The sequence below is a fragment of the Mycoplasma zalophidermidis genome (assembly GCF_024742155.1).
In the GTDB taxonomy this organism is placed as follows: domain Bacteria; phylum Bacillota_I; class Bacilli_A; order Mycoplasmatales; family Metamycoplasmataceae; genus Mycoplasmopsis; species Mycoplasmopsis zalophidermidis.
Map to the genome: position 1 here is coordinate 45095 of NZ_JANSFS010000004.1, position 17064 is coordinate 62158.

13 protein-coding genes and 1 pseudogene are annotated in these 17064 nt (G+C 29.0%); 5 read left to right on the plus strand and 9 right to left on the minus strand.

The window, feature by feature from the left end; all coding sequences use genetic code 4:
* Positions 1 to 8 precede the first annotated feature (8 nt).
* A complete protein-coding gene (locus NW238_RS02540) occupies positions 9 to 1295 on the plus strand; it encodes a glucose-6-phosphate isomerase (RefSeq protein ID WP_216505526.1) in 1287 nt (428 codons plus the stop codon).
* A gap of 18 nt (positions 1296 to 1313) precedes the next feature.
* Here the strand turns inward: NW238_RS02540 and NW238_RS02545 are convergent, their stop codons facing one another.
* The 6 genes and pseudogenes from NW238_RS02545 to NW238_RS02570 form a co-directional block, all read right to left on the minus strand.
* Positions 1314 to 1517, minus strand: coding sequence for an ABC transporter permease (locus NW238_RS02545; protein WP_216505527.1), 204 nt, complete (start codon positions 1515 to 1517; stop codon positions 1314 to 1316).
* Positions 1453 to 1794 carry an ABC transporter permease gene (locus NW238_RS02550; RefSeq protein WP_216505528.1) on the minus strand — a complete coding sequence of 114 codons (342 nt, stop codon included), beginning with the start codon at positions 1792 to 1794 and terminating at the stop codon, positions 1453 to 1455. The genes NW238_RS02545 and NW238_RS02550 overlap by 65 nt, the downstream gene beginning before the upstream one ends.
* 22 nt (positions 1795 to 1816) lie before the next feature.
* On the minus strand, positions 1817 to 2092 hold the full coding sequence (locus NW238_RS02555) for an ABC transporter permease (protein WP_216505529.1): 276 nt from the start codon (positions 2090 to 2092) through the stop codon (positions 1817 to 1819).
* Positions 2085 to 2348: pseudogene (locus NW238_RS02560) on the minus strand (ATP-binding cassette domain-containing protein); the annotation flags it as partial. The pseudogene NW238_RS02560 and the gene NW238_RS02555, both read right to left, overlap by 8 nt.
* Positions 2349 to 2448: 100 nt before the next feature.
* On the minus strand, positions 2449 to 2664 hold the full coding sequence (locus NW238_RS02565; protein ID WP_258451778.1) for an ATP-binding cassette domain-containing protein: 216 nt from the start codon (positions 2662 to 2664) through the stop codon (positions 2449 to 2451).
* Between the two features lie 246 nt (positions 2665 to 2910).
* Positions 2911 to 6648: a DEAD/DEAH box helicase gene (locus NW238_RS02570; RefSeq protein ID WP_216505531.1), complete on the minus strand. Its 3738-nt coding sequence runs from the start codon at positions 6646 to 6648 to the stop codon at positions 2911 to 2913.
* A gap of 303 nt (positions 6649 to 6951) precedes the next feature.
* Between NW238_RS02570 and NW238_RS02575 the strand changes: the two genes are divergently transcribed.
* On the plus strand, positions 6952 to 10137 hold the full coding sequence (locus NW238_RS02575; protein WP_258451767.1) for a hypothetical protein: 3186 nt from the start codon (positions 6952 to 6954) through the stop codon (positions 10135 to 10137).
* Positions 10138 to 10216: 79 nt separating this feature from the next.
* Here the strand turns inward: NW238_RS02575 and NW238_RS02580 are convergent, their stop codons facing one another.
* Both NW238_RS02580 and NW238_RS02585 read right to left on the minus strand, forming a co-directional pair.
* Positions 10217 to 10807 carry a hypothetical protein gene (locus NW238_RS02580; RefSeq protein WP_216505533.1) on the minus strand — a complete coding sequence of 197 codons (591 nt, stop codon included), beginning with the start codon at positions 10805 to 10807 and terminating at the stop codon, positions 10217 to 10219.
* 14 nt (positions 10808 to 10821) lie between these two features.
* The gene (locus NW238_RS02585; RefSeq protein WP_216505534.1) at positions 10822 to 11550 is read right to left on the minus strand and encodes a phosphotransferase; all 729 of its coding nucleotides are present in this window, start codon (positions 11548 to 11550) and stop codon (positions 10822 to 10824) included.
* 82 nt (positions 11551 to 11632) lie between these two features.
* Between NW238_RS02585 and lepA the strand changes: the two genes are divergently transcribed.
* The 3 genes from lepA (at position 11633) to NW238_RS02600 (ending at position 16033) form a co-directional block, all read left to right on the plus strand.
* Positions 11633 to 13426, plus strand: coding sequence for a translation elongation factor 4 (lepA, locus tag NW238_RS02590; protein ID WP_216505535.1), 1794 nt, complete (start codon positions 11633 to 11635; stop codon positions 13424 to 13426).
* Between the two features lie 90 nt (positions 13427 to 13516).
* On the plus strand, positions 13517 to 15334 hold the full coding sequence (locus NW238_RS02595) for an MAG1210 family protein (RefSeq protein ID WP_258451768.1): 1818 nt from the start codon (positions 13517 to 13519) through the stop codon (positions 15332 to 15334).
* Between the two features lie 30 nt (positions 15335 to 15364).
* Positions 15365 to 16033 (plus strand): LemA family protein, encoded by a 669-nt coding sequence (locus NW238_RS02600; RefSeq protein ID WP_216505537.1) that lies wholly within the window; start codon positions 15365 to 15367, stop codon positions 16031 to 16033.
* A 43-nt stretch (positions 16034 to 16076) separates the two neighbouring features.
* Here NW238_RS02600 and NW238_RS02605 read toward each other — a convergent pair whose 3' ends face one another.
* Positions 16077 to 16904, minus strand: coding sequence for an HAD hydrolase family protein (locus NW238_RS02605; protein WP_216505538.1), 828 nt, complete (start codon positions 16902 to 16904; stop codon positions 16077 to 16079).
* Between the last annotated feature and the right edge of the window lie 160 nt (positions 16905 to 17064).

Below are 17064 nucleotides of genomic sequence, written 5' to 3' on the forward strand. Positions count from 1 at the left end.
GAGTATATATGAAAACTATAGAATTGAATGTATCGAAAGCTATCGATTCAAAAGAATTTAATGAATACCAAGAAAGAGTATCTAAAATTCACAATGCAATTAAAACTAAAACAGTTATTGAAAAAGATTGATTAGGCTGAATTGACTTGCCCAAGAAACTCAAAGATGAAGAATATGAAAAAATGCAAAACATAGCTAAACGTTGAATTAATTCAAATATTGAGGTTGTAGTAGTTATTGGAATTGGTGGTTCGTATTTAGGCGCTAAAGCAGGATATGAATTTATTTATGGGCCTTATTCAAATAAAAAACCTAAAATGGAACTTCTTTTTACTGGCAACTGTGTAAGCGCCGAAAGTTTAGTTTCACAATTACAGTATGTTGAAAATAGACGTTTTGCTATTAATGTAATCTCAAAAAGTGGTAAAACTCTTGAAACATCAATAGCTTTCAGAGAATTTAGAAAATTATTGGAACTTAAAGTTGGTTCAATCAAAGCAAAAGATTTAATTGTTGCTACCACCGATAAATCAAAGGGTATTCTTTATGATTTAGCAACATCAAAAGGTTATGATAAATTAATTATCCCCGATGATGTTGGTGGTCGTTTTAGTGTTTTGAGTCCTGTCGGATTATTCCCATTCATCTGTGCGGGACTAAACACAGAATCTTTACTATTAGGCGCTCAACAGGCTCTAAAAAATAATTCTAGTGAAGAAATTGTTAAAAACGATGCTTACAAATACGCTGTTACAAGACATTATTTATCTAAAAACTATTCATTAGAGTTGCTTGTTAGTTATGAACCAAAATTACAATACTTTCAAGAGTGATGAAAACAACTATTTGCTGAAAGCGAAGGCAAAAACGGTAGAGGACTGTTCCCTGCGAGTTCGCAATTTTCAACAGATTTGCACTCAATTGGTCAATTTATACAAGATGGCAATAAAGTTTTATTTGAAACTTCTCTGTTTTTAAAAAATCCAAATACAAACTTCAAAATTTCAAAGGATTCAGAAAACTTAGATAAAATCTCATATCTAGATGGCAAAGAAGTGCACAAAGTAAATTGAGCAATCTTTGAAGCAACATTGGGCGCTCACCATCAGACTGCAAAAATACCAAATATTATTATTGAATATGATAAAACTGATGAGTTTACGCTGGGTTATTTATTCCAATTCTTTATGATTGCTTTAACAATGTCAGCTTATTTATTAGGCGTAAATCCATTTAATCAACCTGGTGTTGAAGTTTATAAAACCAACATGATCAAAACATTATCAGAAATTTAAAAAGCGGCAACGCTTTTTTTATTTGCCACTTTTTTCTTGAATAAATTTATTGAAATATGTGCGATAACCGAATTTTAATGTAATCATGACGCAAATCGATACTGAAGCTAATATTTCCAGCATAATTGCTATTTGATACATAATTGTGTTTGAAGGATTAGCACCCAAAAGAATTTGACCAGTCGCCATACCAGGTAAGAAGATTATTCGCATTCCTAGCATGGAGTTGATTGTTGGTATAATTGCTGAATCAAAAAGTTTTTAACAGTATTGCTTTAAAAGCAGCTTTAGGAGTTGCTCCGAGCATTAATTTTACTTCAATTTCTTCTCTTTTTTCGTTCATTTGTTCAACCAATACTTTAATTCCAAGAGAAATACCGTTCATTGAATTACCGACCAGCATACCCGCCAATGGAATTACATACTGAGGGTTATATCAAACTGGGATACCAACGACAACAAATACAAAATAGAATATTACAGCGAGGCTACATGACATCATGGCAATATCTGTAATTAATTTAAGTTTTTTTAGACATTTTATTTTTAAAATGTCTAAAATTGCAAAAAAATTTCATAACTAATAAAAAAGCGATTGTAATAAATGGATTTTGATTATCAATAATATAGCCAAGAGCATATCCCATGATAAATAGTTGAACGCTAATTCTTATAGTCGCAATTAAAATATCATTAGTTCATTTTAATACAATCATTAAAACAATAGCAATAACAGCCGCAAGATAAAGATATACAAAAAGCAATCTTATGTAACTTACATTATGGATACTATTCATGATCTAACTCCTTAATTTTACCTTCATATATATGCGTTAATGTTTGGACATATTTAGTAGCAACTTCAGGAGTGTGAATTACCATTATTATAGTTTTTTTAGTTTCTTTAGTAAATATTGACAATAAATTTAAAATTAAATCTTCAGTGTCTTCATCTAGCATAGATGAAGGTTCGTCCAAAAGAAAAACTTTCGTACTAACTAATAAAACTCTTGGGAGCAAAAATCTTTGTTTTTCTCCACCCGAAAGACTTTTAGCTTCATCTTCAAGTTTTTATCTAATTTAACATCTGATAATATTTTAGTCATTTCTTCTTTAGTTGGTACTGTTCTAGATAGAAATTGAAATACAATTTTTAGTTATACTCTATTGTTTCTCCTAAAATAATTGGTGATTTGGATATCATACCCACTTCTCTTCTTAAATCTAAAGAAGGAACTAAATCTAGATCGCGTTCATTGCAAATAATGCTACCTGATGTTGGTGAGGTCATCTTATTTCACATCTTCAACAATATTGATTTCCCAGCGCCACTAGGCCCCATAATTACATTGACTTTACCTTTTCAAATTTAAGGTGCTTTATGTCTAAAATATTTTCGTATTTTATGTCATTCAATTCAAAGATTTCGCTTACTAATATTTAAAAAATATAAACAAAGTTTAATCACTCAATGAAATATATTTTTTTACTTATAGCCCTTATAATGAATTTATTTGTAAAACTAATTATTAAATTTAGTAATAAAATAAAAAATAAAACCGAGTGTAATAAATTAATAAACACGGTTTTATTTATAATTTAAAGTAAGGATTGTCTAATCGTAAATACCTTCTTCAAATAATTCATCGAAATCATCACCAGATTCTTCATCCATTAATTTGGCATCAATATCTCATTCTCCATCTTCGTCAATCACTTTATCAATTGTAATATCAACGTTATCTGAGTGAATATTTAAAGATTCCTTAAAATCTTGCTTTATTTCGTTTTCGTTCTTGTTTTCTTTTTTACCCAAAACATCATTTGAATCTCTTTGATCGACAAAAAGATCATCAGTTGGTTTATTTAAATCTTGAACCGTTAATGAATTATGAATTTGTGCCGAAGATGAAAGTAATAGTTTCTTATAGAAATTGAGATTCTCATTATCATTAACCCTTAATTCATTGGGCTGTTGAACATCCTCTATATCGGAAATTTGTTCCAATTCTTCTTTATTAACTGAATTTTCAATTGTTTTTTCTTGATAATCACTCGTAATTGTTGCTATTTCTACGTTTTCTATGGATGGATAAACATCTAATTTTTGGTCAATATCATCATTAGGAGCATTTATTTCTTCACTGGCTTCATGTAATATTTCTGCACCATTTGAAGTTGTCAATGCTAAAGGATATATATATTCAATATTGTCTAAGGTATCATCTAATTTTTGCTCATTAAGAACTATGTTATTTATTAAATCAGTAATTTCTTGCTTGATGTACTCTCAATTTAATCTGTCTAGTTTGAACAATTTGTAGTTTTTCGCTTCAATAAATTTACATAAATCTTGAAATTCTAAATATTTTTTAGGATTGTTAGCATATTTATAGTCATCAACTACGATTGAAAATATATTTTTGTCATTAGACTTTATTGAAAAATCAACATTTAAAGTACCAAGCGTGTTATTTACATATAATTGAATTCAAGGCTTATTTTCAATACATTTTAATAAATAATCGTGTATTTCATTGAACAAATTACTGTGTTGTGATAAGTCTATTGTATTGGTTCTTGTTTCCTCTAAGTCAATTGATAAAAAATCTTTACGTTCAGCATCTGATAATTCCAAGAATTCTAATCATTTTTTGAATGTATATACATCATCGTTATCGAATGTAACATTAATGTCACTTGAATGAAGTGATTTTATAACAATCATTTTTTCTTTTGCTCTTGATATGGCAACATTCAATGAGTTCTTTCCGCCCGGGCGACCTACATATGTTGAATGTATCTTAGCGTTTGAATCATAACCTAGAGAAGCGATTACTAAATCAGCCTCATCACCTTGTATATTTTCAATATTCCTTAATAACAATTGATTAGATTTCAATGCATTTTCAATTTCGGGATGAATCTCAAAAATCGTTTTAGTTATCGCCTCTTGCTGTTTAGCGTTAAAACACAATAAAATTATTTTTTTGTATTCTTTTAAGCTCTTAGAAATTAAATCAAGAGCAATTTTTGCTTCAACTGCATTTTGGTTATCTATTCATTCACCACTGGCCTCGATTACTTTAATTGGTTTAGATGAAGAATTAACATGCGCCGAATCAATAACATCTAGACTTGATTTATAGAAATGTTTAGAACTAAAAGTCATTAGGGCAGCATGATTTGAACGGTAGTTTTTGTTTAATAAAATGCTGTGAATACCCAAACCTAAAGCATAGTCTAACAATGATTCAGTTATACCGTAAACAGAATCTTCATCGGTGACTCTGATGCCAAATCAATTTGATGGTTTCATTTGTTGGTCATCGCCAGCTAAAACCTTAGTTTTCGCTAGGTATAATACTGGCAGTCCTTTTTCAATAAAAATTTGGCTTGACTCGTCTAACACTGCATAGTCAAATTCTTCTTTATTTCATGCAGATAAGTCGGCTTCAGGAGTGACAATAATTACAGGGAATAATTTTTTAATCAAGTTAGAAAATCTATTAACAAATTTATATGGTTCCGTTTTCCCTAATCTTATAGTTAGTGCAAATTCACCATAATCTTCTTTTTCTTCATCACTCAAATTTTCAACACGATCAATAATCAATTTAGCAATATATTTTTTTAGCTCGTTTTGATCACTAACCTCGGGCTTGTCTTTAGGTGGTAAAATTGCAAGTAACGATGTTATGAAATTGAAATGATCTAAATCCATATCTTTGCTGATATCTTTTAATTCGTTAATGTTAATATTTGTATTATTAAATTCTTCAAAAATCTTCTCTGCTTTTTTTATTGCATCTTTTCTTTTGCGCGATCAGAATTTTCAACAAAGTTTATTGTTCTTAAGCATTCATTTTTCAATTTGTTTAACACTATCAAACTTACATTCATTTGGATATTTAAAAAATGAAGTGTCTGGAAGATTCAAGAGAACCTCTCATCGTTTGATATTTAAATCACCCATATATTTATTCAAAGTTGGCAATATTTTTGCCACTTCACCAAATCTTATATCTTGAGAAAAATTTGCGATGTTTTTGATATATCTAAGTTCCTTTTTACTTAGAACTCTCAATGCTTTTAGATTACTTACTGAATCAAATTGTTCAATATAATCAATATATTCTTTCAGGGGTTTGAAAAAGGATTTTTTGCTCATTTCGGCTGAATTAAGCATAAATAAACAAAATGGTTTTAACATTCCCATACGATTACGGATTACTTCAAGAGCAGCTTTCTTTTGCGAACAAACTACTGCAGTTTTACCATAAACCAGAATGTTAGTTAGCAAGTTAACAATTGTTTGCGACTTACCAGTTCCCGGAGGACCTCAAATTACAGTGTTTTGTTGCAATGAGGATGCTATAGCTTTATCTTGACTAAAGTTAGTTGGTGTAATTTTAAAAATACTGCTACGAGGATTGAAAATTAAATTATCAACCGCTTTAGTGTAATTAGATTTTTTGAATTCTATTTTAATAATTTTTCCAACATCATCATTTTTGATTATTTCCATCATCCGATTTCTTATATAACCGCCGGCGGGTTGAAATAGACCCAAGACAACACCAGGGCAAAATTCAAGAGATTCGTTCAAGACATTTTCTGGACTTAATTTTTCAAATTCTCCAAAAATATCCGGTATGTGAGGGTAAATGTTTTCTCATTCGGATTTAACAAAATCAATAAGATCCTTGATTGTTAAGTCAGAAATATTCATACTGGTGTCTAAATCAAAGTTAGCATTATTCAATAAGAATAGCAGTTTTTCATTTGGTTTAATATCTGAATTAGAATAAAGTTTTGGACGAGCATTTTCAATTATTACATAAGCTTCCTTCAAAAATAATGGCCCGTAAATTGATTTTCCATCAATATTTACTTTTATATACATGAAACCCAAATGAATTGGTCAAATATTAGTTTGTTCGTTAATTTCCTTGGCTCTATTCAAAAACATTTTTCATTTTATTGATTGTTTTTGAAATTGCATTTGCAATTCTTCAGTTATTTTTTTAATACCAATTTCAAAATCTTTTTTTAATAATCTCAACTTAAAATCAGAGATTGATAAATCAAAATCTTCAATTAGATTTAATGCTTCTTCATAATTTTGCGCTTGACTCAACTGTTGAGATGCAAATTTTAATTTTTCCTCTATGATTTCGATTTTAAATTCTTTTTTGTTTCAAATTTTACGATAAGTTTCTTCACTAAATAATTTATGTAAATCAAAAAAGTAGTTATTATCAACCTTTGTAAAAACCGCCTTATCATTAGGACTAACATCCAATAAATTACTCAAAATTGTTTTATATCTTTTTTCGTTTTCACTAAACATACAGACCCCTTTACATTAGTTATTTAATTATATATATAAATATAAGTTTAATTATTAAATATAATAAAACTTGGAAAACCATAATAAAAATATTTGTCTTTTTATAAGTAAAAAACTAATTATCGTCCGAAAAATATGGAAGTTTTCATATTTTTAATAGTTTAGGCGGTGGAAAACTGCAATCATTATCACTATTCCGTATAATTTAAAATGAATAATTATTTATATTTATATAAGTAAGTTCGAAAATAAATAATTTTAAAAAACAAAAAAATAACAGTAAATTTATGAAAGGTAATTAATATGTCAAAAAAACATGCATTCGGAATTGGGTTAATATTGGCCACAACGACAGTAACAGCATTTTCGGCAATTCTAGCATCTACAACCATTTTAAATAGATTTGATATTAAGAATTTAAATTTTCTTGAAAATAAGGAATATGCGCAAAAAGAAATAAACAAACTTAAAACCAACGATTTGCGTAGCGAAAAATACCGCTATTTTTTACAAATTAACAATATAAATAAGCAAAATTCATTAAAAAAAGCAGAAGAAGAAATTACTAATTTAAAAAACATAAATATGGTTGACAAGAATAATTACATATCTCAGTTGACTATCGATCTCAAAAACCAATCCCAAATAGATAAAGTTGTGTTAGAAGCAAAGAAAAAAAATTCTTCGAATAAATACCGAGTAATGCCAATTAATATGTTAGCAAACTCAATGCCTGTTGTAGGAAGAGGCTCCGAAAATTTTGCTTTTTATATTCCTGATCCCAGCAAAGATTGAGATAAAAAAACTCGTGAGTTTTTAATTAAAGCAAAAGCGGAAATGATTATTAAATATGAATTATTTAAGTATCTAAACACTAACCCGCAAAACATCACTCCCAAACAGAAAGAATTTTATGGTCAATACATTTATATTTCAGCATTTTCTTCTCGATTACTAAATGAGTTATATTCAAAATCAGGGTACCTCAATGAACAAATTACAAATGAAAATGCAATTTGAAAAAGAAATGATGAATTTAAATTTATCGTCGATCAAGTTAAAGATAGTGAGAACACAAATCAATTCAATTATATTAAGAGCATTTCTGAAATTTTGAAATTCTTAAGAGTTATGGATTTTAAGGAAAATAATCCAAAGAAATTCAGTTGACACCCTCGAAAATACGCATCAGTTTTTTATAATAATATTGAATCTGTATTGGGGACAAAACAAAATAAATTAAACCGTCAAAATTACATGTTTCACTATAATCCTTATTTAAGCAAAATAATTTCCGCCGAACAAATAAATAATTTGAACTTAGCAGTCGAGGCAATATTAACATATCTAATTGAAAATCAATATATAGATGAATCTTCACCAGAAGAAGAAATTATTTTTAATACTATCAGAACCATTTTAAGTGAAAAAGACACAAATAATTTAATCAGTATTAAAATTAGAAAAAATCAAAAAACTATAGACAACAATGAAATAACAAAAATTCGTAACCAATTAAATGATAAAGGTTTTGATTTAAGTAAACTTACATCATGATTTAAGAACGTACAAAAAATCTATATTGATTTCCATCAAGAATCAATACAGGAACTAATAGTAAGATCTTACACAGAAGCTGACATGTTATTAACAAATTTTTTAGGTATGGTTTTTTCATTTGGGCCCGATATGGGAGCCATGGAAGTTGTCAGTAAAAGAGAATTGATCAATCTTATTAAAAATATTGAAAAATATCCCTTCGCCAAAAACTTAAACTTGACACGCGAAAATCTAATAAAATTTTTAGCTGATTTTTGAAACATGATGTCAGCTGCAATGTTGAATGAAATAAATTATGACCAACTGATATCAAATATAAAAAATAATAAAATTTTTGATTTTATTGCAAAATATTCTCTATTTACGAAGGATGATGATGATGAAGGACCCTATAAACCTTACCATAGTAAAATACAAATAATCTTAAATGAGTTAAACGCGTTACTAAATGAGTGTGAATCCAAATCTGTAAACAACATATATACTGATAAAAACGAATTACGTAAATTAATAAATGAAATTGAAGCGAATCCAAGTTCTTTCGATATTTTAGATAAGTATCATCAAACATGATCTTCGAAAGAAGAAACTAAATTAAATATCTATGATTTAGAAAATCTGATTAGATTTATCTCGAATGATTTATTGTTGTCACTAAACCCAACACGGTTTTCATACAAATTTTTCAAGATGAAAGAAAGATCTATTAATAACGCTAATGATTTAATTCGAAATAGCATAACAAGTGTTCAAAAAATAATTCTAGAAAACATAAATCACTTTAGCTCATTAGGAAATATAGCTAAACGTGAAAGTATAGAAGACTTAGATTTATCTCGCATAACCTCTTCTTTCCTCGGGAAAATTATCGGAATGCCGATAGATTCTGATAATTCTTATATTGACAGTTTTGAAAAGGAAATTAATGATATTTTAGAATTTTTAGATGAAGAAACCTACTTTAGAAATGTTGCAGATAAATTAAGAATAAAAAAAGATGCGATATTTAAAGAATTAAGAAGTTCTCTTGATTCTAAATATTCACTAGAGTTTTCATTAAGGTTGAAAGCACTTGATAATATAAGCGATGAAGAATTTTTTAAAATACTAAATGAAAAAGGAAGAATAGTGATTGAAGCACTCTCATTAGAATTGCAAGCTAGAAATATACGTAATTTTATCGAACTACATTCTAATTTAAAAAATAACATTAACACTAATCTTTGCACTTTCATTGATTGAGGTAAGGGCCGATTGAGAATTAATTTTAATAACAATGTCTCAGGATATAAATTAATACTCGATGAAGATACTGATAATAAGTTAAATCTCTTGAAAAAAATTGATAGAAATATAACAATACATGAAAACCGTGGGAAAACCGTCATATCTATGGGTCCCGATTTAAACGATAAAGCTCAATCATTTTTATCAAAATTAAATCAAATTTATGTAGAGATATATAAGCACGAATTTAATTTAAATCTCCATCCATATCAAATTAATAATATTTTCCATATAGATAAGATATCGAAATTTGATACCTTAAAAATAGAAAACAAACAATATTGTAAGAGCATACAATCATTAATTTCTACTCAAAAAAGTTTCTACTGAGAATTCTTTGAAAAAATAATACTAACTTCGGAGCCTAGTTTTCACGATAAAATTCAAGCATTCATCCGTGAAATTAATCCTAATAATCACAACGATACAAATTATTGTTTGTTAGAATTTATGTTTTATACTTATCTTGGACATAATTATGATCTCATTTCCTCATTGCTTGAAGAATATTTAACATTTATTAAAAATATTAATATAGATAAAAAACCAGATGAACTAACTAATGAATTTGAATCTTTCAAAAAAACATTTAGTGAAAAGATTGACGATATTATTAATAAATTTAACAAATTAAACCTATAGTGATTAATCATTTTTCGATTTGCTAATTCAATTGTAAAATGAGTATAAAAATAGCAACCATTCAGCGGTTACTATTTTTTTAATCTAGATTATTTTTATTTTTTCTTTTATGATGTATAGAAGCAATAGAACTTAAAACTATTATAACAACATCTATAATTGGCAATACAACAAATGGTATATTTAAATATCTATTTACTTCATCATTATTTATATACTTACTAAATAATCCATTCAAGAAAATACTTACAATAATACCTCCTGCCACAACAATAAATAGCAATACAATTGGTGCTAAAATGAAACTTTTTTGGAATATTGAAAATAAAGCCATAATAAATACTACTATAGTTCAAATGCTAAGCAATACAGACAAAATAGCGCCACAAGCTACTCCAAAATAGTAAATCACAACTTTGCTTGAATTCATCCCGCTATTCATAGGTTCCTGTAATCAATCTGATAATCTTTTAATATTAGAGATAAAACCGGCCATAAACCATTTAATAGATACAAAATACAAAGTAACATTTTCTGAATTTGTTCAATTAAAATAGTTACCTTTATTAATGTTTGCAATTTCTTTTAACTGCATAATAAACAAAAAAACCATTAGCAGCAACATCACAACTGAAAAGTAAATTATTTTACTTAATTTTAATTTTTTCACACTACCTCCGTGTTTTAAGAATTTGTTAATTTCTTTAATTCATTACCATAATTATAAATTCTTTTTTCATATTCTTCAGTATTAAATGGAGGTTTTGTTTGAGTTTGCACCCACAAAACAACCAAATAATTTACTAAAATCTTATGACGCAATAGATGAATATAATTGTAATTTCCATAAGCATTTAGAAATTTTGTTTCTAAATCACCCCTTAAATTACTTGCTTCAATAATATATGCCAATTCAAAATGTTTATCTCCCAGGGTCGAGTATTCCCAGTCAACAAAGAATATTTTGCCATTAGTCTGAATCATATTAAATGGTCATAGGTCATTGTGCAACGGAGTTGTTTTATCCATTTTAGATAGCGTCAAATTCACACAGCGATAATATTCTTCCAAAACAGGAACACTGCGGTTTTTTTGTTTTAATATTCTGCGATATTCTTTTACTCTCGCAGCGTGATTAGATTTAGGAAAACTTAATTTTGAATCATGGATTTGTTTTACTTGTTGAGCAATAAGTTCAATGTTTGAGAAATCAAGTGTTGGTTGTTTACCTTCAATGAATTCTCATTTTATAATATCTAGCTTATTTTCAATAAGTTTAGGAACAAAATTAAATTTACTTAATATGTGGTAATCAATTTTGTGATTGAAGCCATTAAATTGCTTTTCTTGAACAAATTCATCACCGATTCGATAAGAAATGTTGGTATGTCCAGTTGTAATTTCTGTTTTCATAATTCTCCTTTTAAATGGAATTTATTGTATTTTTTGCATTTTATTATAAAATTTAATACATATATTATAAGGAGAGCAAATAATGGACAAAACAAAAATTAGAAATTTTTCAATCATTGCCCATATCGACCACGGCAAAAGTACTTTAGCTGATAGAATTTTGGAACTTACTCAAACAGTTAGCCAACGTGAATTGGAGGAACAAACCCTAGACACAATGGACCTAGAAAGAGAAAGAGGAATTACAATTAAGTTGAACGCGGTACAAATAAAGTACAAAGATTATATTTTCCATCTTATTGACACACCAGGCCATGTCGATTTTACCTATGAAGTCTCACGTTCTTTAGCCGCTACTGAAGGTGCATTATTAATTGTTGATGCAACACAAGGTATTGAAGCACAAACATTAGCCAATGTCTATTTAGCTCTTGAAAATAACTTAACAATTATTCCAATAATAAACAAAATTGACTTACCATCTGCGGACATCGAAAGAACAAAGGCTGAGATTGAAAGAGTAATTGGACTACCAACTGACAATGCAGTTTGTATATCTGCTAAAACCGGATTGAACTGTGAACAAGTACTTGAAGCTATTGAAAAATACATACCTGCACCCTCTGAAGCAGATGATTCAAAACCTTTGAAAGCACTAATTTTCGACTCATATTTTGACGAATATCGTGGAGTTGTAATGTTAGTTAGAATTGTGCAAGGTAAATTAAGGCGTAATGACAAAATTAAATTTATGTCTTCAGGGCGTATTAATCAAGTTTCTGAATTAGGGGTAAAATCACCTCGCGAAGTTAAAAAAGATTATCTAGAAGCTGGTGAGGTTGGATGAGTTGCTGCCACAATTAGAGATGCAAGAGATGTAAGTGTTGGTGATACTATAACCTTAGAAGAAAACCCGGCGGAAAAACCGTTGCCTGGTTACAAAAAGAAACAACCGGTTGTTTTTACGGGATTTTACCCAGTTGACACACGCGATTATATGGAATTAAAAGAAAGTCTAGAGAAAATTGCATTGAGCGATAGTTCTATTTCATGAGAACAAGAAACATCTCGGGCATTAGGTTTTGGATTTAGAGTTGGATTTCTCGGTATGCTGCATATGGAAATACTTCAAGAACGTTTAAATCGTGAATACAATATTGGTGTTATTGCTACATCTCCATCTGTTGAATATAAAGTTTATCGTACTGATGGAACATTAGAAATGGTTTCTAATCCTGCATTTCTACCTGATAGAACATTTATAGATAGAATTGAGGAACCATATATTTATTCAACAATTATCGTACCTGATAGCTATATCGGGAATGTTATGGAACTATGTCAAGGCAAAAGAGGAATCTATCGCGATATGGAATCACTAGATGGTAACAGAAGCAAAATTACTTATGAAATGCCATTAGCTGAAATTGTTGTTGACTTTTTTGACCGATTAAAAAGTTCAACAAAAGGTTACGCCTCATTCGAATATGATTTATTTGGTTATAAAGAAACAGACTTAGTAAAAGTTGATGTTTTATTAAACGGTGACAAGATTGATGCCTTCACAATTATCACACACCGTGACAACGCATATTCAAGAGCTAGAGATCTTTGTCAAAAACTTAAGGATGCTATTCCAAGACAAAACTTTGAAGTACCTGTTCAAGCAGCTATTGGAGGAAAAATTATTGCTAGAGAAACTATTAAAGCTTATCGTAAGGATGTTACAGCTAAACTTTATGGTGGAGACGTCACTCGTCGTCAAAAACTACTAAAGAAACAAAAAGAGGGTAAGAAACGTATGAAAATGCTGGGTTCTGTTGAAGTTCCGCAAGAAGCGTTTCTTAAAATATTGAAAACAAATATCGACAATTAATGGAGTGGTTACGCTCCGTTTTTTATTGGAGTTCCTTAATCAATATATAATAATTAAGATATAATTTAAGTTACTAAAATAAGGAGTAAAATGATACCAACAATATCGATTGATCAACCACTTGATGAATATGAATCATATAAAAATAAACATACGGAAAATGTTGAAAATTTCTTTAAGGAATTAACAGAAAAATCAAACATAGATGTCAACGCGAACCGTGCAACAGCAGATAAGATTTACAAAAAAGAAGAATTAATAAATAAATGAAAAAATAAACTAAGCAAACTATGAATCGCTAAAGTATTTAATATAATATTTATTACTTTGGCCTGTGTGGTATTGGTAGGAACCATATTCACCCTAATTTATAAAGGTATGAATGATAATGAAATTTCCACTGAAAATATACTAATTTGCACAGCCCTAATATTAATTTCTGTATTATTAATCACCGGTTTAAGCGTTATACAAGCATTAGTAATAAAGAAACATATTAATTCAGCCGAATTAACAAAACATAAATTAGAATCAGAGAGAGAAGAACTTATAAATGAGGCCTTTAGTCAAATAAATCCTCTATTAAACCTAATCAGACCGGGTTATAAAATTAAATTATTTAAAAAAACTATGCCAATTTTACAAATGGATCGCCATTTAAATCTTGGTAGATTGCGTTCATTAGCTCAAAACTATGATTTTAAAGGCGATACAAATCACAACCAAATGCATGAAAGAATTCAATCGGGAACAATTTATGGCAACCCTTTCGTTATTTCGTCAAGGTTATTACATGAAATGGGTACTAAAACATACACAGGAACTTTGCTTATTTCATGAACTGAGTATTCTTACGATTCTAACGGGAAGCGTGTTGCTGTACACCGCAGCGAAACACTTGTTGCAAGAGTTATCAAACCTTTCCCTGAATATTGGCACAAAACTTATATTTATATAGGTTCACAAGCTGCCCCAGACCTACATTTCACCAGAAATGCAAATAACATTAATAACGAATCAGATTCGCAAATAGCTAAATACGTCAAAAAATATGATAATGTATTGAAAAAAATTATGAATGACAATCCTAAATTTACTGCCTTGGCTAACACAAAATTTGAAGCTTGTTTTGGTTCCACAGATCGAAACCATGAGCAGCAATTTAGATTATTATTCACTCCTCTTGCTCAGCAAAACATTGTTAAGTTATTAACCGACAAAAAACATGGTTATGGCGATGATATGTATTATGGAAAATACGGAAAGTTAAACCTATTTCAGTTTGACCACTTAACAGGTGAAATTCTAAATGAAGATGTATCATTATTCCGCATGTTTGATTATGATAACATTAAAGAATTATTTATTAAAGTTAACCATGAATACTTCAAAACACTTTACTTTAGTTTTGCTCCTTATTTTTCAATACCAATTTTTCAGCAAACAAAAGCTGTCGAATATATATATAATGATAAAATTGATTACAATTTAAACGAATACGAATACGAACATCAAATATCATATTTACCAAGAGCTGTTTTTGATCACCCAAGTACACAGACTCAATCAATTTTGAAAACAAGTTATGTTTCAGATAACGGAAATGATACAGAACAAGTTAAAGTAGAATCTAGTAGTTTTAAAATTAAACAAAGAGTTGATTATGTATCTGTTAGAGGTGGTGATGGACGCCATCACATGGTTCCCGTACCTTGAGATGAATATATACCAATTTCTAAAGAAACAGATATTCTAATTAAAAAAATACAAAACTATCCAATAGATATTGATGAATACAAAAAAGAAATTTATGAATCAGTAAATAATGGTTCGTTAGGTTTTGATACAAATATCGAAGACAAAGATGTTTTTCTATCATTCGGTTCTATTATCAAAATATTAAATTAATATATAATTTAACCACTAGAAGGAGGACATATGTCAAATCAATTAGACGAAATGGAAGGACCTATTCTTGAACAAGGTCACGATGTTAACGTAATTAACAAAAAATTACCTATAAAAACAGGAGCAGGTTCAGTAATATTTGAAATTATTCTGTGAGTTTTAGGAATCATCCCAGGGCTTATATTCTTGTTTGTAAAAATTAAAGCTAAAAATTATTTAGCACAAGTTGAACAAAAAATTCAACATAATGCTTCGCAAATTGATAACTATTTAGAACAAAGAGTTGTCATTATGACTAACATTGCTTCAATAGTTTCTAAATCAATCGACCTAGATAAAGATGTTATGAAGTCAGTAGCTTTATATCGTTCAGGTATGAAACCAACTGAAGAAAATAGATCAAACTTTGCAAGTTCAATTGACCAAACAATTGGAGCAATTAACGTTCAACTTGAAAATTACCCTGAATTACAAGCACACGGAGCTTTAAGAGATGCGTTGCAACAAAACTCGTACTTACAAAAGGAAATTACTGCTGCCAGAGAAATCTACAATGACTCAGTATATCAATGAAATAGATCAGTAAATGAATGGCCTGCTAAAATGATTGTTGCATCGAGAAATAACTACACAACGAGAATTCCTTTTATTGCTAGTGCTCAAACTAAAGCGGATGCTAGAAAAGACTTCTTCGCTTAATTTAAGCAAACAAAAATGAGCAATTTAAATTTTGCTCATTTTTTTATTGATTTTCCAAATGCTCTATTTCTGACATAATTTTACCAACTCCACCATTTTTGTAATCATGATTTGATACAAAATCTGCAATTCTTTTAATTTCATCCATCGAATTAGCAACAGCCATTAAATATCCTATTTCGGGTTTAGCTGTTACGTCATTTCCTGAATCGCCAATGTGCATGGCAGTTTTAATGTCTAGCCCCAATAATTTACAAATATACTGTGCCGCCTTCCCTTTGGTTGCTGATTTATGGGTAATCTCAATAGAGTATCCTTTTGAAACAAGATGAAAACTTAATGAAGGGTACTTATTTCTTCATTTTTCGAGTTGTAAAGCCATCACATCTCTTTCAAGTCCAAATACTAAATACTTAAACACTTCCTCTTCGTATGGAATTTTGTCATAGTTTAATCTGGGAATTTGCGACGCTCATGAACGGATGAACAATGGGTTGTTGTTACTTGAACAATATAAATATTCAGTATCGTTAACAAAAATGAATAAACCCAGTTTTTGAAACTCACTCATTATCTTTTGTTTGTCGTCGGCGCCAATTGTTGCTTTTCAAACAGTTTTACCTTTATTATCGATAATTTGAGCTCCAACTGAACATATAGTAAAAGGAGCATTAATTTTCTTCATTAATTCTCTCAAAAATTTATTATTTTTTCTGCCGGTTGAAACAATAACGGGTTTATAATTGTTTATTTTTTTAGCGACAGAGATATTAAAATCAGAGGCCGGATAATTCGCATCAGGTTGATCAAAAAAAGTACCATCTAAATCTAAAAAATAGGCGCATGGATTAATATCTTTGTTTATTTTCATTTAATTATTATAAACCATATTTTAATAATGATTTATAACTAGTTTACTAAGTCTATTTATTTTTCCTAAAATACTGTAATATGTGTATTTATGAAAAAAATTACAATCCTATAATAAAACTAACAACAAAAACATTAATTTATGTCTTCTTAATTATTTA